A 24,434-nucleotide genomic window follows, 5' to 3' on the forward strand; every position below is an offset into this window, starting at 1 on the left:
ACGCTGGGCACCGTGCTGCTGATGGCGGCCGGGCCGCACGCACGCCTGAACCGCCTCCTGCTGGCCAGCAGGCCCATGGTCTGGGTCGGACTCATCAGCTACCCGCTCTACCTCTGGCACTGGCCCCTGCTCACCTTCGCATACCTTCGTGCCGGAGAAGAAGCACCCGTCTGGACCACCCAGCTGGGCTGGGTGGCCCTGAGCGTGCTGCTGGCGTGGCTGACCTACCGGCTGATCGAGAAGCCCGTGCGCTTTGGCAGACTCAACCGCCGCGCCGTCACCGCTGCGCTGTGCACCGCCATGGTGGGTGTGGCCGCTGCGGGCACCACCATCCAGCAACGCGAGGGCTTCGACGAGCGGTTCCCGCCTTCCGTCAGGGAGTTGCTGACACGCGGCGGACTGCCGGCCGTGATCCAGGGCTGGCGTCTCAACGACTGCATGCTTGAATTCGAGAACCCAGCCTCGGACTACAAAGACTTTTGCATCGAAGAGAAGCGCCCCTTGGTCTTCCTTTGGGGCGACTCGCACGCCGGCTCGCTTTACCCCGGCTTCAAGGCACTGCAGGAAAGCGGCCCATACGAATTCGGCATTGGCGAACGAAGCAGCGCGGGCTGTCCACCCGTGCTCGGGCCAGAGGCACGCCCGCTGTGCGGGAGCCTGAATGACAACGCCATCGAAGCCATCCGACAGTCCAGGCCCGATGTGGTCCTGCTCTACGCCCTCTGGCATCACCGGCGCTACGATATCAGCACGCTGGAGGCCACCGTGGACGAAATCAAGCGCGCCGGCGTGCCCCGCATCATCGTGCTGGGCGCGGTGCCTTTCTGGCAAGGGCCCCTGCCCCGCATCCTGATCAACGAATGGGAGAAAGGTCCCGTCACCCGACCTCCACCTCTGCGCCTCAACAGGCGTCTGGACCCTGGCGTTGATGCAATGACCCAGCAACTGCGCGCGCGGGCCGAAGCCATGGACATCGAGTTCATCTCCGGCATGGACTACTTCTGCAACGAAGAGGGCTGCCTGACGCGCCTCAACGAAAGTGCCACTGAACCCTTGTCCTACGACTACGGTCACCTCGCACCCGCCGCTGTGCGCTATTTCGCAGAGCAGCTGGCACCCCGGATTTTTCAGCCTGGAAGCGGCGACTGACTGCGCCGAGCCGCCCTGAGCACCACAAAAGGGCATGGCCCGGCGGGTGCACCATGTCGCGCGGTCCAAGCGCACCACCAGGCCCTCGTTTGGTTCGCTGCGGCGCCTGGCGGTCGTTCAAACCGCCAAAATCAACTTTGCACAAGCTGGCACGCTTTCTGCTTCCAACAACTGTGCAAGAAGAGCGATTTGAGGTTCGACCGTCAAATGCTCAGTACAGGTGCACTAGGGTTCCGACCACGCTGATGTGGTGTCTGGTCCGAGAGTGTGCCGGCCTCATCGCAGGCTCCACGGAGGGATAAAAGCCCGGGAGAACGATCACTGATCGGTCTTCCTGCATGTCCCACCAACCCTTGGAGTCTCACCGATGAAAACCCCTGTTCCACACACTTCGGGCCTGCGCTCTTCATCGCGGCGCAACCATTTCCTCAAGCCGGCGCTTGGCCTGGCGCTGTCGCTCTCGGCCCTCACTTCGTTTGCACAAACCCCTGCCTCCATGAAGATCGCCACGGTGGTGTGGATCGGCTACGGCCCGTTTTATGTGGCCGAGGCGCTGGACCTCTACAAGAAATACAACCTCAAGGTCTCGCTGCAGGTTTTCAACGACCCGGCCCTGATTCCAGCGGCCATCGCCTCGGGCGCGGTCGATGGTGGCATGCTGACCTACGACCAGGTGGTCGGTCAGGTGGCTGCCGGTCGCAACATGAAAGTGGTCATGCCCATCGACTACTCCAACGGCGGTGACGCCATCGTGGCCGACAGCAGCATCACCAAGGTGGCCGACTTCAAGGGCAAGAAGATCGGCTACAACCCGCTCTCGCCGTCGGACTTCCTGCTCTCCTACGCCCTCAAGACGGTGAGCCTGAGCGAGAAGGACATCAGCCCGGTGAGCATGACGCCTGAGGCCGTGCCGGCTGCCATGGCATCCGGCCAGTTGCCCATCGGCGTGACCTACGAACCCAGCCTGTCGCAGATCCTGAGTCAGGGCGGCGGCAACAAGTTCAAGGTGGTGTTTTCCTCCAAAGACGCGCCTGGCCTGATTGCCGATGTGCTGGTGTTTGACGACAAGGTCATCAAGGCCAAGCCCACCCAGATCACCGGCATCATGAAGGCGTACCTGGACGGCATGGCCTACATGAAGTCCAAGCCCGACGAAGCCCACAAGATCATCGGCAAATTCATGGGTGTGCCGGCTGCCGAGGTGAAGGAACAGCTCAGTGGCGTCTACAACATCCCCCTGGCGGAAATGCCCAAGGCCTTCATGCCAGCCAAGGAGACCACTTCGTACTACGCCAGCGGTGAAATCATCGCCGAGCTGCTCAAGGCCAAGGGCCAGATCACGAAGATCCCCGCCACCGAAGCCACCTTCGACGCCAGCCTCGTCAAGGCTCTCGCCGCCAAGTAAGCCCCGCGCCGCTGCAACAGCGCCTCAAAGCGCTGGCGCAGCGGGCCAGGAGCCTGCGCGGCAGAAGACATCGAGGCGAAACGTGTGGGAAAAGAGCCCAATTTGGCCCCGCTTTTGAGGACTTTGGCCGTAGCCACAGCCGGAAATACGGGGGCGAGGCGGGACTTTTCTCCACGCGTTGCAGCCGATGTCGTCCTGCTGCGCAAGCTCCCAGGTGCGCCCCGTTTGAAAGCAACTCCATGAAACCGGTCTTTCGATACGAAGACGGCGTGTGGCCGAACACCGCCGCCCTGACCTTCACCGTGCTGGGCTGGCCTGTGGGCATTGCCCTGTTGGGGCAGGCCCACTGGGCGCTCAATGTGCTGGGTGTGATGCTGGTGGCGTTGACCCTCGTCTGGTCGGCCTACTTCATCCACGAGTTCGCGCACAACGCCATCTTTCGCACACCGCAGGCGAACGAGCGATGGGGCAAGTTCATGAGCTGGATCAACGGCAGCGCCTACGCCAGCTTCGCCGACCTGCGCCGCAAGCACATGCGCCACCACATCGAGCGGGCCGACGTCATCACCTTCGACCTGCAGGGTTTCCTGCGTACCCATCCGCTGGTGCGTCGGGTGGTGCTGGCGCTCGAATGGCTTCACATCCCTGCGGTGGAATTCGTGATGCGCGGCTTCGTGATCGCGCTGCCCTTCATGGGCGAACGCAAGAAAGAAGCGCGCGGTCGTGTGATCGGTGTCGCCGCCGTGCGGCTCACGGCCTGGGCGCTGCTGGCCTGGTGGTCGATCAAGGCATTGGTCCTCTACGCGCTGGCCTACCTGCTGTTCGTGCACCTGCTTCGCTTTGCCGACTGCTTTCAGCACACCTACGACGCCTACCCCATCCTTGATGAAACCCCGATTCCTCAAGACAAGCTGCGCGACCGTGCATACGAACAGGCCAACACTTACAGCGACGTGGTCAGCATTGATGCGAAGTGGCTCAACCTCGTCTGGCTCAATTTCGGTTTCCACAACGCGCACCACGAACGCCCGGTCGCACCCTGGTACCAGTTGCCGAAGCTGCACCGCGAGCTGTACCCCGACGGCAATGCCCAGGTGGTCACGGTGGGCGAGTTGCTGCGTGCCTACCACCGTCACCGCGTGACCCGGGTGCTCGCCAGCGACTACGGCGAGGTGCTGGCGCCCGGCACCCCGCACCGCGCGGACGGGTTCATCGGCGCCGTGGGCGTTTCATTTCTCACAGCCGTGTGATGACACACCCCCCGCAGCACCTTTGGCGCTACCCCAGAGGGGGCAACACCAGCCGTCCGGAAAAGCCGGCCCGGCGGTGTTCTCGTCTGGCTTCCCCTTACTTCCGGGAACGCTGATATGGCAGACCCCACCTACGGACTGCAGGGGAAGACGGTGCTCATCACGGGTGCGGCCGGTGGCATCGGCAGCGCGTTGGCGCGGGCGTTTCTGGCACAAGGTACTCAGCTCGTGTTGCTGGACCGCTCTGCCGCACCGCTCGACGCGCTGGTGGAATCGCTGCACAGCAGCCGGGTGTGCAGTGCCATGTGCGACCTCGGCAGTGACGCAGAAGTGGCTGCCGTGGCCGCGATCGTGAAAGAACGCTTCGGTCAACTCGATGTGCTGGTCAACAACGCCGGCACTGAGTACCCCACACCCATCGCAGACGAAGCGCCCGACGCCATGGCACGCTGGGCCAGCCTGCTGGACAACAACGTCACTTCGATGGTGCGCCTCACGCAGGCCCTGCTGCCCATGCTGCCGCGCGGCGCGAGCGTCATCAACCAGTCGTCCATCTGGGGCCGCATTGGCGTGGCGGGGTTCTCGGCTTACGCTGCGAGCAAGCACGCCGTCGTGGGCCTCACACGCTCGCTGGCGCTGGAGCTGGGCCCGCGCGGCGTTCGTGTCAACGCGGTGTGCCCCGGCTGGGTGCATACCGCCGCCGCGCTGCGCTCGCTCACCGCCATGGCGCAGGCACAAGGCCGCAGCGAGGCCGAGGTGGAGCGCGAAATCCTGGCGAAACAGGCCATGCCGGCGATGCTCACACCCGACGACCTGGCCGGCGTGTTCCTCTTCCTGGCCAGCGCGGGCGCGTCGCCCATCACCGGCCAGTGCATTGTGACCAGCCATGGCGAGGTGATGGCATGAACGCCGCCCGACCGTTCCGAGGGCGCTCAGCCCCGCAGCGCGCGGCGCGCAGCACGGAGGGTCTTCCAGTGAACACAGTGTGGCGCACGGGAACCGGCGAATGAACCTCATTTCGCTGCACGACAGGACCGCGCTGGTCACCGGCGCCGCCACCGGTATCGGGCGCGCCATCGCCCTCCTGTTCGCGCAGGCCGGTGCGCGCGTGTTGGTGAACCACCTGAATCAGAACGAGCAGGCACAGGCCGTGGTGCAGGCGATCAAGAACGCAGGCGGCGACGCGATCGCCATCGATGCCGATGTGAGCCTTGCCGCCGATGTGCAACGACTCGTGAACGAGGGGGGCGAGGTGCATGTTCTCGTCAACAACGCCGGCATCATCCAGGAAAAGCCTTTCCTTGAAACCACCGAAGCCGAATGGGACCGCATGCTCGGCGTCGATCTGAAATCGGTGTTCCTCATGGCGCGCGCGGTGTTGCCCGGCATGGTGGCTCGCGGCAGCGGCGTCATCGTCAATCTCGCGTCCGACCTTGGCATCCTCGGCCGCGAGAACTACGCGCCCTACTGCGCCGCCAAGGCCGGCGTGATCGGGCTCACGCGCTCACTGGCGCGCGAATTCGCGCCACACGGTATTCGCGTGAACGCCATCGCGCCCGGCCCGGTCAACACCGCCATGGTTTCGCTGGAAAACATGAGCCCGGCGTGGATGGAGAAAGAACTCGCCATTCCGCAACACCGCGTGGCCGAGCCTGAGGAGATTGCGGCCACCGCGCTGTTCCTCGCTTCCGACCTCTCGCGTTTCTACTGCGGCCAGGTGCTGGGCCCCAACGGCGGCTCCGTCATGCCCTGAGAAGGTGCGAATGGATTCGCCATGACCGCTCATCCCCCATCCAAGGCCCCACTCGGCGTTGCAAATGCCCGCCGTAGCGCGAGCTACGGCTGCGCTTTGCGCCTTGATTGGAACCTTGGCTGTGGCCTGCTCGATCACGCCGAACCCATTCACACCTTCTGAGTTTTATGTTTCTTCCGTCCAACCCCTCTGACCGCCTCGCTACCGGCGTGCTGCTGTTCTCGGCCTCGCTCTGGGGCCTGTCGTGGGTGCCGCTCAAGTGGTTCATTGCGCAGGGCCTGAGCGGCCCGGTGGTGTCGCTGCTCTCGTATGGTCTGGTGGGCCTGTGTGCGCTGCCCTTCATCTGGCGCGACCGCGGTGCGTGGCGGTCGCAGTGGGTTTTTGTTCTCGCGCTGGCGCTGGTGGGTGGCTGGGCCAACACCTCCTTCGTCAACGCACTGATGATGGGCGACGTGGTACGGGTGATGTTCCTGTTCTACCTCTCGCCCGTGTGGTCGGTGCTGGGGGGCTGGCTGTTTCTGAAGGAGCGCATTCCGCCGCTGCGCTGGGCCGCGGTGGTGGCCGCCATCGTGGGCCTGTGGATGGTGCTGGGCGGGCCGGGTGTGGTCAGCCTCTCGCTCAGCTTCGTGGACTTCCTCGCTCTCTCGGCCGGCTTTGCGTTTGCAGCCAACAACATTCTCGCGCGTGCCGCGCAGGCCGTGCCCATGCGCACCAAAACGCTAGCGGTGTTCGCCGGCTGCGGCGCGATTTCGCTCGTGACCACCGGTGCGCTGGGCCACAGCGTGCCGACCATGGGCGCGCTGGTGTGGTTCGGCATCCTGGCCTACGGCTTTGGCTGGCTGCTGCTGGCCACCGCCACCTGGCAGTTCGGTGTCACCCACCTGGAAAGCAGCCGCGCTGGCGTGATCTTGCTGGCCGAGCTGGTGGTGGCGGTGCTCACCGCGCTGTGGTTCGGCGGTGAAACGCTCACGCCGCTGGGCTGGGCTGGCGGCACGCTCATTGCTGTGGCTGCCTTGGTGGAAGCACTGGGCGGCACGCCCGCCCCCACGACAAAACCTGCCCTGGCACACCCCGCCACCACAGGAGGATGAACACATGAACGACACCGTCTGGATGAACCAGCTTTCATGGGTCGACTACCAGCATCGCATCCAGCGCGACCAGCCACCTGTGCTGCTGCCCGTGGGCGCACTGGAACAGCACGGCCCGCACCTGCCGCTGGGCACCGACGGCCTGCTATCCAGCGCCGTGGCCGCCGACACCGCCGCTCTGGTGGGCGGTCTGGTGGCGCCCACGCTCAGCTACGGCTACAAGTCGCAGCCCAAATGCGGTGGTGGTCAGCACTTCTGCGGCACCACCAGCGTGGACGCGGCCACCCTGATCGGCCAGGTGCGCGACGCGGTGCGCGAGTTCGCAAGGCACGGACTCACCAAGCTCGTGATCGTCAACGGCCACTACGAGAACCAGTGGTTCCTGATCGAAGGCATCGACCTCGGCCTGCGCGACCTGGGACCCGGCACCACACTGCAGGTGATGCGCCTCGAGTACTGGGATTTCATGACACCCGACACCCTGGGCGACGTGTTCCCCGACGGCTTTCCCGGCTTCGCGCTGGAGCACGCCGCCGTGCTGGAAACGTCCATGATGCTGCACTACCACCCCAACCTCGTGCGCATGGACCTGCTGCCCAGCGACGGCCCGGCCGACTTCCCTCCCTACGACATGTATCCGCCGCGCACCGACTGGGTGCCGGCCTCGGGCGTGCTTTCGTCTGCCAAAGGTTCCGACGCCACCAAGGGCCAACTGCTGGCCACCGAAGTGACGCGCCGCATGGCCGAAGCCATCGCAACCGGCTTTGAGAGGCCGGCACCATGAGCGCCGCACGGTCGCTCCGAAGGCGTTCAGCCCCGCAGTGCGTAGCACGGAGGGTAGTCCAGTGAGCGCCGCTTTTCCCCCTGCGCACACCGCGCTCATCGTCATCGACATGCAGCGCGACTTCTGCAGCCCCGGCGGCTACGCCGACCAGGCCGGCATGGACGTGCAGCGCCTGCGCGAACCCATTGCGAACATACAGAAATTGCTACAGGCAGCGCGCACCGCAGGTCTGCTGGTGGTGCACACCCGCGAAGGCCACCTGCCGGACCTGAGCGACTGCCCTGCCGCCAAGATGGACCGCAGCATGGCGGCCGGCGCACCCATTGGCAGCCAGGGCCCGCTGGGGCGGCTGCTGGTGCGCGGCGAACAGGGCCACGACTTTGTGGACGCACTCAAGCCTGCCAAAGGCGAACTGGTCATCGACAAGCCCGGCTATGGTGCCTTCCACCTCACGCGTCTGGCACAGGTCCTGGCCGACCACCACGTGCAGCAGATCATCCTCTGCGGCGTGACCACCGAGGTCTGCGTGCACTCCACGCTGCGCGAAGCGGTCGACCGTGGCTACACCTGCACCACCGTCGGCGACGCCACCGCCGCCAGCGACCCCTCGCTGCAGGCACCGGCACTGGCCATGATCGGGGTGGAGGGTGGCATCTTCGGCCGCGTATGCAGCACCGCCGAGGTGGTGGCAGCACTGGGCGGCCCAGCCCTGGAAAACCGGGCAACCACCTGGGTACAAGCCTTCACCGGGATCTGAACCATGGCACCTCCCCTGCGCCTCTGGCCCCTGCTCACAGCCACGCACCGCTACGACAAGTCCATCTCCACCTTCAACCGGGGCAAGGGCGAAGTGATTGAGGCACCCATCCTCGCCTACCTCATTGAAACGCCCAATGGCCGCATCCTCTACGACGTGGGCTGCGACCACGCCAAAATCCAAGACCCTGTGCTGCGCGAGCGCTACTACAACCCCGCCACCTTCGACATGGGCGCACCTGACATGCGCGAGGAGCAGCGCCTGCCGCACCACCTGGCGCGCCTGGGCCTCACGCCCGCCGATGTGGACCTGATCTTCATCGGCCACCTGCACTTCGACCACGCGGGCGGCCTGAAGGAATTGAAGCGCTGCGGCTGCGGCGCCGAGATCCACCTGCAGCGAGACGAATGGGACGCCGCCTGCAGCGGCCTGGATGGCGCGGTGTTCGAAGACGACCTCATCGATGACGAAGGCCGTGCCCTGCAGTTCTGCCTGAAGCGCGGCGAATACACCGTGGCCCCCGGCGTCACCGCCGTGGCCACGCCCGGCCACACCGCCGGCCACATGTCCCTGCTGATCGAACTGCCCACCGGCCAGCCCGTGCTGCTCGCGGGCGATGCGGCCGACCTGCAGGAAAACATCACCGACGAAATCGCGCCGGGCACCCTCTGGCAAGGCCGCGAAGCGCAGGCGGTGGAAAGCATCCGCAAGCTCAAGGCCCTGGCGAGCGAAACCGGCGCCCAGCTCTGGCCCAACCACGACATGGCCTTCTACCGAAGCCTGCCCCCGTTTCCAACCCCATGCACCTGAACGCTTGCGCACACCGCCGTTCGTGCTGAGCTTGTCGAAGCCCATCCACGCACACATGACCACCCCAACCGCCGCCCCCATCCCCGAGCGCTACCACGGCGTGTGGCAGCGCACCCTGCTCGAATCGCCCGAAGGCCGCGACACCACCACCTGGGTGCGCTGGCTGCAAACCGGCCTGTGGCACGGCGACCTGCGCGTGCCCGCTGAAGCCGACCGCAGCACGCCGCCTGGGCGCGCGCAACAACAAGGCTTCGCCGGCACCACCGCCATCACACGGCCCGACCCAGCGCTACCCGAAGTCTGCACCTGGCAACGCACCATCGACTTCCAGCCACCACGCAGCACACCAGATGCCGGCCACATGGTGTTCGAAACACCCGACCGCGTGATCGAGACCGGCATCCACGGCACCTACCTGGAAGTGTGGGAGCGCCTGCCCGGCTCAATCGGGCAACGCATCGCGCTCGCGCGCCTGGGCCCCAACGGCGAACCCACCGCCGAGCGCCTGCTGGTGTGTGGCCGCTACCTCATGCACCTGTGCCCGCGCGACACACCATGGCCCGCCGACCTGGCGCCCGACGAAACGCTGGCCGACCTGATGCAGCGCCACCCGCACCAAGCCAGCGCCTTGCTCAACTTCACCATTGCTTTCGGCACGTGGATCGACGGCATGTGGACGGTGGAGCGCGCCACGCGGCCCGCGCTCGAAGGCCATGCCATGACCTTCACGCTCGAGCGCATAAGCAACACCGTCGTGAACGTGATGAGCAACGGCATGCCACCGCGCTGGCACGTGCTGGAGTGGCACGCACCCGACTGAAGCGCCGGCCACGCACCGTCGCCGTGCGCTGCCCGGCGCATGCACCGCGCTCGCCAGCGGGTGGGTCGGCTTCGTCCCTGCACACACGCTTCCATGGCCTTTCCATGGGCATGCAACTTGCGCGGATGGTGATGCGTTCGACACCCGCCCACCCTCATTCACCAGGAGCTTCACCATGACACCCGCCACCCCTGCATTCAACCGCCGCGGCGTGCTCGCCGCCCTGCTGCTGCCACTCGCCCTGTGGGCCGGCACCGCGCAAGCAGCCAACCTCGACGAGATCAAGAAGCGCGGCTATCTCATCGTTGTCACCGAAGACGATTTCAAGCCCTTTGAGTTCATCAAGGACGGCAAACCCACCGGGTTCAACCACGAGATGGTCGACGCACTTCGCAAATACGCGCCGTTCGAGATCCGCCAGGAAATCCTGCCGTGGCCCGGCATTCTGGCTGGTGTGGCGACGGGCAAGTACGACATCGCCATCAGCGCCATCCTCATGACCAAGGAGCGCACGCAGTCGCTCGACTTCACCAGCCCGATCGCCGACGCCACACACTTCTATGTGAAGCGCAAGGACGACAGCAGCATCAAGTCCATCAAGGATCTCAACGGCAAGACCGTGGGCGTGCAGACCGGCAGCGCCTTCCTGAGCCGCCTGCCCGAGCTGCAAGCCATGCTGGCCAAGGACGGCGGCAAGATCGGCAAGGTCGTGGAATACGCGTCCTACCCCGAGGCTTACCAGGACCTCGCCCTGAAGCGCACCGACTACGTGATCAACACCGTCATCAACCTCAAGGCGCTGGTGGCCGAAAAGCCGGCCGTGTTCGAACTGGGCCAGGCGGTGTCGGGCAACTCGTACCCGGCGTGGGCGATGAAGAAGGGCAACACCGAGCTGCAGAAGTTCATGAACGACTTCATTGCCGCGCAGAAGGCCAACGGCGTGATGCCAGCCTTGCAGAAGAAGTGGTTCGGCGAATCCTTCAACCTGCCGGTGAGCTACACGCCCGAGCAGTGAACGCCCTCCGGTTTTGGCGCCCGTCGCATGAGCCATGCCGATGTTCTGACCATCTTCAACGGCGCGTGGACCACGCTGCTGCTGTCGGTCGCCGGCATCGCGCTGGGGCTGCCGCTCGGGCTGGGGCTGGCGCTGCTGCGCTGGGGCCAGGTGCCGATCTTCAATCAGGCGGTGGCGGTTTACGTGAGCCTGCTGCGCGCCACCCCATTGGTCACCCTGGTGCTGCTGCTGTTCTTCGCGCTGCCCAGTGCCGGCATTTCCATGGGGCCAATGACCGCCGGCCTGCTGGCCCTTACCCTGAACACAGCGGCCTTCAACTGCGAGGTGTGGCGCGCGGCACTCCTGGACTTGCCGAAAGACCAGCTCGAGGCTGCGCAGTCCGTCGGCATGGGGCGCGTGCTGCGCTTCCGCCGCATCGTGCTGCCGCAGATCGCACGCACCGCGCTGCCCGGCCTCATCAACGAGATGTCGCTATTGATCAAGCTCACACCCGTGCTTGCCGTGGTGGGTGTGGTCGACATCACGCGCGCCGCCGTGCGCATCGGCGCGCAGACCTACGAGCCGCTGCCGCCGTTCCTGGTGGCCCTGGCAATCTACATTCCCATCGTGTTTGCGCTGGTGAGCGCGCAGCGCTGGGTCGAGCGCCGCCTGGTGCGGCGCGAGGCCGTCGCATGATGAATGACTTCGCCATCGTGTGGTCCGAGCGCGGGCTGCTGCTCTCGGGCCTGGGCAACACGGTCATCCTGTCGCTGCTGGCCGCGCTGGTCGGTCTGCTTCTGGGCGCCCTGCTCTCCACGCTGCTGATGAGCCCGAAACCGTGGTTGTCCGCGCCGGCCAAGGTGTTTGTGGACGCCGCGCGCTGCACGCCCTTCCTGCTGTTCGCCTACATCGTCTACTACGGCCTGCCCTCGATCGGCCTGCAGTTCGACGCCTGGAGCGCCGGCCTGCTGGCGCTTACCGTGTACCACTCAGCCTATATGGCAGAAATCCTGCGTGCGGCCTGGACGGCGCAGCCGCGCGCGCCCATCGAAGCCGGCTTGGCCTTCGGTTACAGCGGATTCGGCCTGTTCCGCCGCATCGTTCTGCCGCCGCTGGCGTTGTCGTCGGCGCCGGTGCTGGGCAACCAGGTGATCCAGATCATCAAGGACAGCGCCTTCCTCACCATCATCACACTGCCCGAACTCACTCACGCGGTGAGCTCCATCCAGGCGCGCCACTTCATTCCGTTCGCCGCTTTCGTCACCGCCGTGCTGCTGTACTGGGCACTCTGCCTGGTGGTGGAGGCCGGCGTCTCCGCCGTGGGTCGCATGGCAGAGGCGCGCCGCTGAGCCAGCCTGCCCAGGGACCTGCACAACCATGCCCACGCGCGCCCCCCTGCTCAGTGTCATATCGATCAGCAAACGATTCGGCAGCCTGCGCGTGCTCGAAGACATTACTTTCACCGTGGCCCACGGCGAGACGGTGTGCCTGCTCGGCCCCTCGGGTTCGGGCAAGTCCACCCTGCTGCGCTGTATCAACTGGCTGGAGCGCCCGGACAGCGGCCGTGTGTTGCTCGACAACCAGCCCATCGGCGTCACCTCGGGCGGGGTGGTGATGACCGACCGGCAGCTTGCGCTCGTGCGCACCCGCATCGGCATGGTGTTTCAGCAGTTCGCACTGTGGCCGCACCTCACCGTACTGCAAAATGTGATGGAAGCGCCGCTGCACGTGCAGCGCCGGCCAAAAGACGAGGTGCGCGCCGATGCCGAGGCCTTGCTTCAGCGGGTGGGTCTGCTTGACAAGCGCGACATCTTTCCCGCCCGCCTGTCTGGCGGACAGAAGCAGCGCGTGGGCATTGCCCGCGCGCTGGCCATGAAGCCTGTGCTGTTGCTGTTCGACGAACCCACCAGCGAGCTCGACCCCGAACTGGTGGGCGAGGTGCTGGCGGTGATGCGCGACCTCGCCACCGAAGGCATGACCATGGTGGTAGTGACGCACGAGATGGCCTTCGCCCGCGAAGCGGCCCACCGCGTGATCCTGATGGACCGGGGCGTGGTGGTGGAGACCGGCGCACCCGAACAGTTCTTTTCAGCGCCGAGCACCGAGCGTGGGCGGCAGTTCCTTCGGCGCTATGCCGACGGCCGAGCAGCCATTGGCTGATGCCTGACCCGGCGCCGGCCTGGCCCACTCGGACGCATTTACTTGACCTGCGTCAATCCCGCGGCAATGACCACGCGCGGGCCGGAACCATCGGCCCTGAAACGATGCCCAACAGGCACCACAACCTCTGGAGCCCCCATGAAACCCTTTCACACCATTCTGGCGCTGTCCGCCGCCGCCCTGTTGACAGCCTGCGCGGGCCCTGGCCCGGCGGCCAACGTGGAAGGTCACGCTGCTCACCAGGCTGCCGGAACTTCGCCAGTAGGCGCGCCACATGCCATGCACAGGCGCATGCAACACACGCCAGCAATGCAGGCCATGCACGAGAAGATGATGAGCGCCCAGACTCAGGCGGAGCGGCAGGCACTGAGGGCCGAGCACATGAAGTCCATGCATGAGGGTATGGACCCCGCGAAGTGCATGCAGGGGCATGGGATGCACCGCAAGGGCGGATGATTGATCTACTGCACAGCAACCCAGATCTCAAATGCAACCTGCTGCATGTGGACAGACGGTGTGGCGAAGGGACCTGGCTCATTTGCGTCACTCACCACTTCAATCCTTCTGCGAGCAAATGCATACTGGCACCATACTTGCTTGTTTTAAACCAAGAGAGGCGCTGTGCCCAGCACACCGCCAGCCTTGAAGACCGCTAGGGTTCCGGGCTCAGATCACTGCTTCAACGTAGCCATCTGAGCCGTCTGGTCCGAGAGCAGTCGGCCACGATCGTGTGGTTCCACGGAGGGACAAAAGCCCGGGAGACGCTTGCGCTGCAAAGCACATGCCTCTCCGTGTTTTGTCCCCCGTTCAGGAGCCCCGCATGTCTTCTCAGACCCACCCCACCGTTGCCGTGCGCCCCAGCGCGGCACCGCCTGCGCGAGCGGTGCCCCGGAGGCGTTCCAACCTCTGGACGGTGCGTGCGCCCATTGCGCGGCGCACCTATTGGGTGCTTGCCCTGGTGGGGCTGTTCACCCCTTTGGTGCTCTGGACCATGCTGGCCGCCTGGGGCGGGCTGGACCCCACCTTCCTGCCGGCGCCGCTACAGGTACTGAACAAGACCTGGACCTGGATCACTGAAACTGGCCTGATGGAAGACATGGGCATCAGCATCTACCGGGTGGTGGCAGGCTTTCTGCTCTCGGCCGTGATTGCCTTGCCCCTGGGTTTGATGATTGGTTCGTTTCGCGCGGTGCAGGCGCTGCTGGAACCGCTGACCGACTTCGTGCGCTACATGCCGGCGGTGGCGTTCATTCCGCTGGTGATGCTGTGGGTGGGCATTGGCGAGGGTTCAAAGATCGCCATCATCTTCATTGGCACCTTCTTTCAAATGGTGCTCATGGTGGCCGAAGACGTGCGCCGGGTGCCGGCCGCGCAGGTGGAAGCCGCACAGACCATGGGCGCGAGCCGCAGCGAGCTGGTGGAGAAGGTGATCTTCCCCAGCGCCAAGCCGGCCTTGCTGGACACCCTGCGCATCACCATGGGCTGGGCCTGGACCTACCTGGTGGTGGCCGAGCTGGTGGCCGCGAATTCGGGCCTGGGCTACGCCATCCTGCGGGCGCAGCGCTTCCTGCAGACCGACACCATCTTCGCGGGAATCATCGTCATCGGCCTCATCGGGTTGATCACGGACCAGTTGTTCCGCCTCGCGCACCGCCGCGCCTTCCCATGGCTTTATCTGAAGGGCTGAACACCATGAGCACCAACCCCATGCCCCGCCCGCCGATCGCGCTGCCCAAGATCGAGATCCGCGACGTCTGCAAGCACTTCGATGGCGCGCCGATCAACGCACTCGAAGGCATCAACCTCAACATCTGCGAAAACGAATTCGTCACCTTCGTGGGTGCATCGGGCTGCGGCAAGTCCACGCTGCTGCGCACCATTGGCGGGCTGGAGGTGCAGACCTCGGGCGAACTGCTGGTGGACGGCCAGGCCGTCACCGGCCCGGGCATCGACCGCGCCATGGTGTTCCAGCACTACAGCCTGTACCCGTGGATGCGGGTGAGCGAAAACATCAAGTTCTGTCGCCAGCTTGCGGCCCACACCGAAGGCCGCACCTCGGCCGACGTGGAAGCCGCCGAAGGCCGGGCCGATGCACTGCTGCGCCTGATGGGCCTGGAGCCGGTTGCGCGCTCGTGGCCGAACCAGCTTTCAGGCGGCATGCAGCAGCGCGTGGCCATCGCACGCGCGCTCATGGGCCGCCCCGACATCGTGCTCATGGACGAGCCCTTTGGCGCACTGGACGCACAGACCCGCGAGGTGATGCACGACCTGATCCGCTACGTGCACAAGCTGGAAAAGTCGACCATCGTGTTCGTCACGCACGACGTGGAAGAGGCACTGTACCTGGGCGGCCGCGTGGTGCTCATGGCACCGCGCCCGGGGCGCATCGACACCGTCTACGACGTGCCCTTTGGCGATCAGCGCCAGCAAGACCTGAAACACGCGCCCGAGTTCGTGCGCTTGAAGCGCGACATCCTCGATCGCATCCGCGAAACATCGGGCATGAAGACCGACCTGGAACAGCTTCAGCGCATGACCGGCGCCATCGTCTGAAATTTAGGAAGACCCACACATGACCCCCCACGACACCACCCTCAACGACCCGCTCACCGAGGTACCGCCCAACCCACCACAGGCCTCACCCGTGGACGCCCCGGCCTTGTGGCAACGCTTCCCCGCCGCATCGCTTGAAGGCGTGGACGAAGCCCGCGCCATGTGGAGTGAAGTGGTGCCCGGTGGCAGCCACTGGAGCTGGCGCATGCCACGCGGCAGTGCCATGCGCTTCGTCGCCCTGGAGGCCGGCGCCAACGTGAGCCTGGTGCTTTACAGCGCGCTGGAAAAACTGGAACGCTACAACATGCCCGACAGCCTGAAGGCGCAGCATACCGCGCACTACACGCGCGGCCATGTGCTCATGAGCGACATGGGCCGCAGCATGGCCAGCTTCACAGCCGACAGCCTTGGATGGCACGACCCCCTGGGCGCCCTGCTCGACAACGAGCTGATGCAGCAGAAATACGGCGAGAAGCGCTATGAGGCGAACCGCAACGCCATGCACCGTTCGGGCAGGGATGGTCTGCTGATCGAGATCGGCAAGCACGGCCTGAGCAAGCGCGACCTGATCGCGCCGGTGAACCTGTTCAGCAAGGTGGGCGTGGACGTGCAAGGCCGCTTTGCCTTTGCGCCCAACCACGCCAGGGCCGGTGACTTCGTGGAGCTGCGTTTCGACATGGACGTGATCGTGGCCATCAGCACCGCGCCCCATGGGCTGGACACCGCGCCCGCCTACAGCCCAAAGAAAGTGGGCCTGCTGGCCTGGCGCTGCGGCACCGCACCGGCGAATGACGTGTGCCGCGCCTTCCGCCCGGAAAACGCGCGCGCCCTGCACAACACCGACATGCTGTATGCGTGACACCCCCCTGCGCCGCTTCGCGTCTTCCCCCCTCCCTGGCGCCTTCGGCTTGGAGGGGGGACCGCACCTGCAGCCGGCAAAGCCGGTTCTGCGGTGCGTCTGGACGAGTCCCCGCTGACCACCCAGCTGAATTGAGAACCCGAGTCTGGAGATCTGCAACATGCAAGCCACCACCGCCACCGACATCCGCATTCTGGAGAGCCAGCTGGACCCGGCCCACGCCGTGAGGAACCAGCGCCACCCCGCGGGCGAGCCCATCCTGTTTGAAGTGAAGCGCGGGCAGACGCTGCGCATCGTCGACCTTGAAGGCAACCAGGCCGCCGACGTGCTGTTCTACAACCGGCACGACCCGGCCGAACACTACAGCGCCACCGACACCATGCAGCGCCAGGGCGGCATCTACCTCACCACGGGTTCCGTCATCCGCAGCAACGACGGCAACGCCATGCTCACCATCGTGGCCGACACCTGTGGCCGGCACGACACGCTGGGTGGTGCCTGCGCAGCCGAAAGCAACACCGTGCGCTACGCGCTGCAAAAGAAATTCATGCACAGCTGCCGCGACAACTACCTCATTGCCCTGCAACACGCCGACGTGGGCCTGGGCAAGCGCGACCTGGTACCCAACATCAACTTCTTCATGAACGTGCCGGTCACAGCCGATGGTGCGCTGAGTTTTGAGGATGGCGTGTCCGGCCCGGGCAAGTATGTGGAGATGCGCGCGGAGATGGATGTGTGGGTGCTCATCAGCAACTGCCCGCAGTTGAACAACCCGTGCAACGCCTACAACCCGACGCCGATTCAGTTGCTGGTCTGGAATCCCGTCTGAACGATCTTGTGTGAACCGCTGCTGCGGGACGACCCGCAGCAGCACAACCCTTTCGCAGGACGGCCTGCCTTTTTCGTTCCGAGGTTCACCTCATGTTCAGCAAGGTCCTGATTGCCAACCGCGGCGCCATCGCCTGCCGCATCATCCGCACACTCAAGCAGTTGGGCGTGCGGAGTGTGGCTGTGTATTCCGAAGCCGATGCCCAGGCCCGCCATGTGCGCGAGGCTGACGAGGCCTTCCTTCTGGGCCCGGCCCCTGCGACGGAAAGCTACTTGCGGGCCGACCGCATCCTGCAGATCGCGAAGGATTGCGGCGCGCAGGCCATCCACCCCGGCTACGGTTTCCTGTCGGAGAACCCGGGCTTTGCCGAAGCCTGCGAGGCCGCGGGCATTGCCTTCATCGGCCCGACGCCGGCGCAGATGCGCGCCTTTGGTTTGAAGCACACGGCGCGTGATCTGGCTGAGCAGCGTGGCGTGCCGCTGCTGCCCGGCTCGGGTCTGTTGAGCGATCTGACGCAGGCGCAGTTGGAGGCCGAGCGCATCGGCTTCCCGGTCATGCTCAAGAGCACGGCGGGCGGCGGTGGTATCGGCATGCGGCTGGTGTGGAATGCGGCCGATCTGAGTGATGCGTTTGAGAGCGTGGGGCGGCTTGCACAGGCCAACTTCAAGGACGCCGGCCTTTTCCTGGAAAAGTACGTGGAGCAGGCACGCCACATCGAGGTGCAGGTGTTCGGCGACGGCACGGGCAGCGTGATCGCGCTGGGCGAGCGCGACTGTTCGGTGCAGCGGCGCAACCAGAAGGTGATTGAAGAAACGCCAGCGCCCGGCCTGAGCGACGCACAACGCAGCGAGCTGCACGCCACCGCCGTGCGGCTGGCGCAGGCGGTGAACTACCGCTCCGCCGGCACGGTGGAGTTTGTTTACGACGCGGCCAGCGGCGCGTTCTATTTTCTGGAAGTGAACACGCGCCTGCAGGTGGAACACGGCGTGACCGAGCAGGTGACCGGCGTGGACCTGGTGGCCTGGATGCTGCAGCTGGCCGCCGGTGATCTGCCACCGTTGCACACGCTGCAGCCCACGCCACAGGGTGCTTCCATCCAGGTGCGGCTGTACGCCGAAGACCCGGCGAAAAATTTCCAGCCGAGTGCAGGACTGCTCACCGAAGTGGTGTTCCCCGCCGATGTGCGCGTGGACAGCTGGGTGGAACGCGGCACCGAGGTGCCCGCCTGGTACGACCCGATGCTGGCCAAGCTCATCGTCACCGCCGACACCCGCGAGCAGGCGCTCTTGAAGATGGAAGCCGCGCTGGACGCGACGTGCCTGGCCGGCATCGAAACCAACCTGGACTACCTGCGCCAGGTGGTGCGCAGCGCGGTGTTCCGCGAAGGCCGGCAGGTCACGCGTTTCCTCAACAGCTTCGAGTACCGGCCCGCCACCATCGAGGTGCTGGAACCGGGCGTGCAGACCAGCGTGCAGGACTGGCCGGGCCGCACCGGTTACTGGGACGTGGGTGTGCCCCCCAGCGGCCCGATGGACGCCTACGCGCACCGCCTCGCCAACCAGCTGGTGGGCAATGCGCCCGACGCCCCCGCGCTGGAGATCACGCTGGCCGGTCCCACGCTGCGCTTCAACACCGACGCCGTGGTGGCCGTGACCGGCGCGCCGGTAAAGCTCACGCTGGACGGCCAGCCGGTGGCGATGTGGAAGACGCTTCAAATCAGCGCGGGCAGCACGCTCACCGTAGGCCGCACCGAAGCGGGCGTGCGGCTGGCCCTTGCCGTGGCCGGCGGGCTGAATGTACCCGCCTACCTCGGCAGCCGCAGCACCTTCACGCTCGGCCAGTTCGGCGGCCACGCCGGGCGGCATTTGCGCGCAGGCGATGTGTTGCACCTCACGGGCACGGCCCCTCACGCTGCCGCCATCACACCCCCCGCACTGATCCCCACCTACGGTCACCACTGGGACGTGGGCGTGCTCTACGGCCCACACGGTGCGCCCGACTTCTTCCAGCCAGACGACATCACCACCTTCTTCGCCACCGACTGGAAGGTGCACCACAACAGCAGCCGCACGGGCGTGCGCCTGATCGGCCCCCGGCCCCAGTGGGCTCGCGCCGACGGCGGCGAGGCGGGGCTGCACCCGTCGAACATCCACGACAACGCCTACGCCATCGGCGCGATCGACTTCACCGGCGACATGCCCGTGATCCTCGGGCCCGATGGGCCGAGCCTCGGCGGCTTCGTCTGCCCCGCCGTGGTGGTGAATGCCGAGCTGTGGAAGCTGGGCCAACTGCGCCCGGGCGACACGGTGCGCTTCCACCGGCTCTCGCTGGCGCAGGCGGGCGAGCGCGAAGCGGCGGTCGAGCTCGCCCTGGCAACTCTGGATGGCTCGCTGCCCGCGGCACCGCAAGACGATGCACTGGCGCACACCTCACCGGTGATTCACGAAGACCCGGCGCGCGAAGACGTGCCCGCCATGGTGGTGCGCCAGGCCGGTGATCGTTACCTGCTGCTGGAGTTCGGTCCGCTGGTGCTGGACATCGAGCTGCGCCTGAGGGTGCACGTGCTGATGACGGCGTTGAAAGACCTGCAGGCCCAAGGCCAGCTGCCCGGCATCATCGACATGACGCCCGGCATCCGTTCGTTGCAGTTGCACTTCGACCCGGCGCTGATCAGCCGCGACGCGTTGCTGCAAACGCTGATCGCGGCGGAGGCCGCGCTGCCACCGGTGGACGACATGGTGGTGCCCAGCCGCACCGTGCACCTGCCACTCTCGTGGGACGACCCGCAGACGAAGCTGGCGATTGACAAGTACATGCTGTCGGTGCGGCCCGATGCGCCCTGGTGCCCGAGCAATATCGAGTTCATCCGCCGCATCAACGGACTGGACAGCATCGAGGATGTGTACCGCACGGTGTTCGAGGCGCCCTACCTTGTGCTGGGCCTGGGCGACGTGTACCTGGGCGCGCCGGTGGCCACGCCGCTGGACCCGCGCCAGCGCCTCGTGACCACCAAGTACAACCCGGCGCGCACCTGGACGCCGGAAAACGCCGTGGGCATCGGTGGCGCCTATCTTTGCGTCTACGGCATGGAAGGCCCGGGCGGCTACCAGTTCGTCGGCCGCACGCTGCAGATGTGGAACCGCTGGCGCCACGGCGAAGCGGGCACGGTATTCGAACAGCCCTGGCTGCTGCGCTTCTTCGACCAGATCCGCTTTTGTCCCGTGAGCCAGGATGAGCTGCTGCGCATCCGCGCTGATTTCCCTCACGGTGGCTACGCGCTGCGCACCGTGGAAGGCACATTCAGCCTCAAGGACCACCGCCGCTTCCTCACAGACAACGCGGCCAGCATCGCCACCTTCAAGTCCAGGCAGCAGGCGGCATTCGAGGCCGAGCGCGAACGCTGGGCTGCCGCCGGTCTGGCCGAGGTCACGAGCGAAGCCGACGTGGAGGCCGCTGGCCCAGACAGCGAGATCGACCTGCCCGAAGGTGGACGCCTGATCGCCACCAGCGTGCCGGGCTCCGTATGGAAGGTGGCCGTGAGCGAAGGCCAGCAGGTGCAAGCCGGTGACGTGCTGATGGTGATCGAGTCCATGAAGATGGAGTTCAACCTGCTCGCACCTGCCGACGCCACGGTGCACCGCCTTCTTTGCACACAGGGCGGCTCGGTGGCTGCCGGGCAGAACGTGCTGGTGCTGGTGGAAAAGACCACCTGCCTGGCGTGACGCCTGACACCTTCATGCACACACGCCACACCCACTCGTCACCCATCACTGCGATACCCTTCGGAGGCCCTACCATGTCTTTGCACCAACTGTCTTTCGACCTCGCCAGCGTACAGGCCGCCTACCGCGACGGCTTCACCGTGCGGGAAGTGATCGGCGAGGCGCTGCGCCGCAGTGCAGCCGATACGCACCACACGTATATCCACCTCCTCGGCAGCGATGAGATCGAACCCTTTGTCTCCCGCCTCGACGGAGCGGACCCCGCCAGCCTGCCGCTGTACGGAGTGCCCTTCGCCATCAAGGACAACATCGACCTGGCGCAGATTCCCACCACCGCCGCTTGCCCTGAATTTGCCTTCACGCCATCCGAACACGCCTTCGTCATCCAGCAACTGCTGGCGGCGGGTGCGGTGCCGGTGGGCAAGACCAATCTCGACCAGTTCGCCACCGGCCTGAACGGAACACGTTCACCTTATGGCGCCTGCCAGAACGCGCACGACCCGGCCTTCGTTTCCGGCGGCTCCAGTTCGGGCTCGGCTGTGGCGGTGGCCAGGGGCTACGTCACGTTTGCGCTGGGCACGGACACCGCTGGTTCTGGGCGCGTGCCCGCGTCGTTCAACCAGTTGATCGGCCTCAAGCCCACGCTGGGCCTGCTCTCGGGCACGGGCGTGCTGCCGGCCTGCCGATCGGTGGAAACGGTGTCCATCCTCGCGCTCACGGCAGGCGATGCGCAAGCCGTGCTGGGGGCTGTGGCCGCGTTCGATGAAGCCGATGCCTACAGCCGCCCGGCACAACCCATGGGTGTGGACTTCAGCGCTGGCCCGTTCCGCTTCGGCGTGCCCCGTGCACAAGACCTGGAATTCTTTGGCAACGACGCGGCATCGGAACTGTTCGCTGCATCGGTGCAACGGCTGTCTTCCATGGGTGGCATCGCGGTCGAGTTCGACCTCACGCCCTTTCTTGAAGCCGCCAGGCTGCTCTACGAAGGGCCCTGGGTGGCTGAACGCTATGTCGCCATTCAGGGCTTTATCGACACGCAGCCCGAGGCCGTGTTCGGTCCAGTGCGCACCATCATCGAAGGGGGCCGCGACAAGACCGCCGCCGAAGCCTTCGCCGCAGCCTACAAGCTGAAGGCATTGCGGCGCATTTGCGACCGCGTGTGGAACGATGTGGACTGCCTGCTCACCCCCACCGCAGGCACCATCTACCGCATCGACGACATGGAGGCCGACCCGATCCGCCTGAACTCGAATCTGGGCCGTTACACCAATTTCGTGAACCTGCTTGATCTCAGTGCCGTGGCGGTACCCGCAGGCCGGTTGGCCAGTGGGCCGGCACAAGGCCTGCCCTGGGGCGTGACTCTGGTGGCGCCCGCGTTCAAGGACTTGCCGCTGCTGCGCCTGGCCGACCGCTTCCACCGGCTCGTGGATGGGCACCTCGGTTCCACAACCACGAACGTGGCATCGGTCCCCACCTGCACCGGTCTGCCGTCGGGCGAGTTGGGCACCGCGGGCGCAGGCACCGTGCGCGTGGCGGTGTGCGGCGCGCATCTTTCGGGTCTGCCACTCAACCACCAACTCACTTCACGCGGCGCACGCATCGTGGGCAGCCCGCTGTCGGCACCCGAGTACCGGTTGTACGCGCTGGCAGGCGGCCCCGTGCAGCGGCCAGGCATGGTGCGCATGGCAGAAGGCGGCGCGTCGATCGCACTCGAAGTGTGGGAAGTACCAGCCGCCCTCTTCGGCAGTTTCGTGGCCGGCATTCCTGCGCCGTTGGGCATCGGGAAAGTGAAGCTGGAAGACGGCAGCGAAGCAACGGGCTTCATCTGCGAAGGTCTCGGCGTGGAAGGCGGCACCGACATCACCCACTTCGGCGGATGGCGGGCCTGGCTGGCAGCGGGTGCGCCGCGCTGAAGACAGGCTGGTGCCGATGGAACACCGCGCCAGCGGTCAGGAAAAATCCAGGCTCGCCTGCGCCTGAACTTCCGGACTGCGCGGCCTTGAGAGGTTCTCGGCGCTCCGGTTGCGAGAGCCGTGGCGGCGCACGATGTCGGCCTGAACGGCTGCTATCGCCGGGTCGGTGCGCAAGGCATACACGCGCTGCTTCGCTTCGCGTGTGGCCTGCTCCAGATCCACCAGTGGCATGGCGATGTCCTCGCCTACCACCACGCCACACCGTGTCTGGACTTCGGGCGGCATGCGCCAGGGCTCAAACAGCCAGGCGTCGGGTACCTTCTGCATGGCAGGCAACCAGTGGCGAACGAAGTGCCCATCAGGGTCATGGTCCCGTGCCTGCTTGATCGGGTTGTAGACGCGGGTGGTGTTGATGCCTGTGGTGCCGGACTGCATCTGCATCTGGCTCCAGTGAATGCCGGGCTCGTAGTCGAGAAACTGGCGCGCCAGCCACTCGCCCACCGGGCGCCAGTGCAACCACAACGGGTACGCCGCCACCGACACCAGCATGGCTCGCATGCGGAAATTGATCCATCCGGTCTCGCGCAGCATGGCCACGCAGGCGTCGACCAGCGGCCAGCCCGTTCGGCCGTCCTTGAGCGCCTGCAAATGGACCTCGTTGTGGTCGCTTTCGCGCAGGCCGTCGTACCCCCGGTGCATGTTGTGGTGCTCGATGGCCGGCTCGGTTTCGAGCTTCTGGATGAAGTGACAGTGCCAGTGCAATCGACTCATGAATCCTTCCAGCCCCAGACGCTGGCGGGTCGGCAGGGCGGGGTCGCCCATGCGGAGGCGGGCGGCCTGCACCACCTCGCGCAGACTCAGGCAACCCCAGGTGAGATACGGCGAGAGCCTTGAACACGCATGTGAAGCCGAAAGTGGTGAAGAGATGCCGCCTAGGTAGGTGGCGCTGCGGTCCGTCAGAAAGCTCTGCAACATCTCAAGGCCATTGGCGCGTCCGCCCCGTTGGCGCCGGTCTGGCTCGTGTACCTCCAGACCCAGCGAGTCTGCGCTCGGCCATGGATCGTTTGAGCGCAGCACCTCGGCAGCTTGCAGCGCAGGCGATGGCATCAGCTCGCTTTGCACAAGTTGCTCCCACTGCCGCACCCAATGCTTGCGCTCGCGCAAGCCACGCACCACGCCAAACTGGCGATACTCACGCCACGGCACGGCGTTCGCCTCGCACCAAAGCTTCACGCGGCGGTCGCGCTCGTAGCTGGCTGCGTTGCCCGATTCTTCATGCGAAAACAACCCTAGAAACGGTGACTGCCGATGCAGTCGATCCAGCACGTCGACAGCATCACCCACCGCGAAATGCAACCGACCACCCAGGCACTTGAGTTCCACTTGCAGATCGCGCAGGCTTTCCTGAACAAAAGCCAGGTGTTGCCGCGCAGCATCGGGCTGCTGCCACAGCACAGGCTCCAGCGCATACAGGCACAGCACCGGCCCAAGCCGGGCAGCCTCGGCCAGCGGCGCGTGGTCATGCACTCTCAGATCTCGCTTGAACCACACCACCCGGTACGTCATGGCGTCATTCTCGCGGCAG

General features: G+C 65.8%; 22 protein-coding genes and 2 riboswitches. Of the genes, 21 read left to right on the forward strand and 1 reads right to left on the reverse strand.

What is annotated here, in order from left to right; genetic code table 11:
- The 21 genes from Q7V46_RS04685 to atzF all read left to right on the forward strand — a co-directional run.
- Positions 1-1,149: acyltransferase family protein (locus tag Q7V46_RS04685; protein ID WP_304912355.1), on the forward strand; the 1,149-nt coding region annotated here is incomplete at its 5' end.
- A 214-nt stretch (positions 1,150-1,363) separates the two neighbouring features.
- A riboswitch (guanidine-I (ykkC/yxkD leader) is annotated at positions 1,364-1,464 on the forward strand.
- Positions 1,465-1,516: 52 nt separating this feature from the next.
- The gene (locus Q7V46_RS04690; protein WP_304912356.1) at positions 1,517-2,554 is read left to right on the forward strand and encodes an ABC transporter substrate-binding protein; all 1,038 of its coding nucleotides are present in this window, start codon (positions 1,517-1,519) and stop codon (positions 2,552-2,554) included.
- A 239-nt stretch (positions 2,555-2,793) separates the two neighbouring features.
- On the forward strand, positions 2,794-3,804 hold the full coding sequence (locus Q7V46_RS04695) for a fatty acid desaturase (RefSeq protein ID WP_304912357.1): 1,011 nt from the start codon (positions 2,794-2,796) through the stop codon (positions 3,802-3,804).
- Between the two features lie 117 nt (positions 3,805-3,921).
- Positions 3,922-4,710, forward strand: coding sequence for an SDR family NAD(P)-dependent oxidoreductase (locus Q7V46_RS04700; protein WP_304912358.1), 789 nt, complete (start codon positions 3,922-3,924; stop codon positions 4,708-4,710).
- 100 nt (positions 4,711-4,810) lie between these two features.
- Entirely contained in the window at positions 4,811-5,557 is a 747-nt protein-coding gene (locus tag Q7V46_RS04705) for an SDR family NAD(P)-dependent oxidoreductase (RefSeq protein ID WP_304912359.1), read from the forward strand.
- A 167-nt stretch (positions 5,558-5,724) separates the two neighbouring features.
- Positions 5,725-6,648, forward strand: coding sequence for a DMT family transporter (locus Q7V46_RS04710; RefSeq protein ID WP_304912360.1), 924 nt, complete (start codon positions 5,725-5,727; stop codon positions 6,646-6,648).
- A 4-nt stretch (positions 6,649-6,652) separates the two neighbouring features.
- A complete protein-coding gene (locus Q7V46_RS04715) occupies positions 6,653-7,432 on the forward strand; it encodes a creatininase (protein WP_304912361.1) in 780 nt (259 codons plus the stop codon).
- A gap of 61 nt (positions 7,433-7,493) precedes the next feature.
- Positions 7,494-8,189 carry a cysteine hydrolase family protein gene (locus tag Q7V46_RS04720; protein ID WP_304912362.1) on the forward strand — a complete coding sequence of 232 codons (696 nt, stop codon included), beginning with the start codon at positions 7,494-7,496 and terminating at the stop codon, positions 8,187-8,189.
- 3 nt (positions 8,190-8,192) lie between these two features.
- Positions 8,193-8,999, forward strand: a complete 807-nt coding sequence (locus Q7V46_RS04725; protein ID WP_304912363.1) for an N-acyl homoserine lactonase family protein — start codon at positions 8,193-8,195, stop codon at positions 8,997-8,999.
- Positions 9,000-9,054: 55 nt separating this feature from the next.
- Positions 9,055-9,819 (forward strand): hypothetical protein, encoded by a 765-nt coding sequence (locus tag Q7V46_RS04730; RefSeq protein WP_304912364.1) that lies wholly within the window; start codon positions 9,055-9,057, stop codon positions 9,817-9,819.
- A gap of 175 nt (positions 9,820-9,994) precedes the next feature.
- Positions 9,995-10,834, forward strand: coding sequence for a transporter substrate-binding domain-containing protein (locus Q7V46_RS04735; protein WP_304912365.1), 840 nt, complete (start codon positions 9,995-9,997; stop codon positions 10,832-10,834).
- Between the two features lie 27 nt (positions 10,835-10,861).
- Positions 10,862-11,509: an amino acid ABC transporter permease gene (locus Q7V46_RS04740; protein WP_304912366.1), complete on the forward strand. Its 648-nt coding sequence runs from the start codon at positions 10,862-10,864 to the stop codon at positions 11,507-11,509.
- Positions 11,506-12,162 carry an amino acid ABC transporter permease gene (locus tag Q7V46_RS04745; RefSeq protein WP_304912367.1) on the forward strand — a complete coding sequence of 219 codons (657 nt, stop codon included), beginning with the start codon at positions 11,506-11,508 and terminating at the stop codon, positions 12,160-12,162. The genes Q7V46_RS04740 and Q7V46_RS04745 overlap by 4 nt, the downstream gene beginning before the upstream one ends.
- A gap of 28 nt (positions 12,163-12,190) precedes the next feature.
- The gene (locus Q7V46_RS04750) at positions 12,191-12,973 is read left to right on the forward strand and encodes an amino acid ABC transporter ATP-binding protein (protein WP_304912368.1); all 783 of its coding nucleotides are present in this window, start codon (positions 12,191-12,193) and stop codon (positions 12,971-12,973) included.
- Positions 12,974-13,111: 138 nt separating this feature from the next.
- On the forward strand, positions 13,112-13,429 hold the full coding sequence (locus Q7V46_RS04755) for a hypothetical protein (RefSeq protein WP_304912369.1): 318 nt from the start codon (positions 13,112-13,114) through the stop codon (positions 13,427-13,429).
- A gap of 185 nt (positions 13,430-13,614) precedes the next feature.
- Positions 13,615-13,736, forward strand: a riboswitch (guanidine-I (ykkC/yxkD leader).
- A 57-nt stretch (positions 13,737-13,793) separates the two neighbouring features.
- The gene (locus tag Q7V46_RS04760) at positions 13,794-14,660 is read left to right on the forward strand and encodes an ABC transporter permease (RefSeq protein ID WP_304912370.1); all 867 of its coding nucleotides are present in this window, start codon (positions 13,794-13,796) and stop codon (positions 14,658-14,660) included.
- Between the two features lie 5 nt (positions 14,661-14,665).
- Positions 14,666-15,526 (forward strand): ABC transporter ATP-binding protein, encoded by an 861-nt coding sequence (locus Q7V46_RS04765; protein ID WP_304912371.1) that lies wholly within the window; start codon positions 14,666-14,668, stop codon positions 15,524-15,526.
- Between the two features lie 160 nt (positions 15,527-15,686).
- Positions 15,687-16,385 carry an urea amidolyase associated protein UAAP1 gene (locus Q7V46_RS04770; RefSeq protein ID WP_370690284.1) on the forward strand — a complete coding sequence of 233 codons (699 nt, stop codon included), beginning with the start codon at positions 15,687-15,689 and terminating at the stop codon, positions 16,383-16,385.
- A gap of 160 nt (positions 16,386-16,545) precedes the next feature.
- Positions 16,546-17,214: an urea amidolyase associated protein UAAP2 gene (locus Q7V46_RS04775; protein ID WP_370690282.1), complete on the forward strand. Its 669-nt coding sequence runs from the start codon at positions 16,546-16,548 to the stop codon at positions 17,212-17,214.
- Positions 17,215-17,306: 92 nt separating this feature from the next.
- Complete coding sequence (gene uca / locus Q7V46_RS04780; protein WP_304912373.1) at positions 17,307-20,936, forward strand: urea carboxylase; 3,630 nt, start codon at positions 17,307-17,309, stop codon at positions 20,934-20,936.
- A gap of 74 nt (positions 20,937-21,010) precedes the next feature.
- The gene (gene atzF / locus Q7V46_RS04785) at positions 21,011-22,849 is read left to right on the forward strand and encodes an allophanate hydrolase (protein WP_304912374.1); all 1,839 of its coding nucleotides are present in this window, start codon (positions 21,011-21,013) and stop codon (positions 22,847-22,849) included.
- 36 nt (positions 22,850-22,885) lie between these two features.
- Here atzF and Q7V46_RS04790 read toward each other — a convergent pair whose 3' ends face one another.
- On the reverse strand, positions 22,886-24,415 hold the full coding sequence (locus Q7V46_RS04790; RefSeq protein ID WP_304912375.1) for a cryptochrome/deoxyribodipyrimidine photo-lyase family protein: 1,530 nt from the start codon (positions 24,413-24,415) through the stop codon (positions 22,886-22,888).
- Positions 24,416-24,434 lie beyond the last annotated feature (19 nt).

Source organism: Hydrogenophaga sp. (genome assembly GCF_030651625.1).
GTDB lineage: Bacteria > Pseudomonadota > Gammaproteobacteria > Burkholderiales > Burkholderiaceae_C > Hydrogenophaga.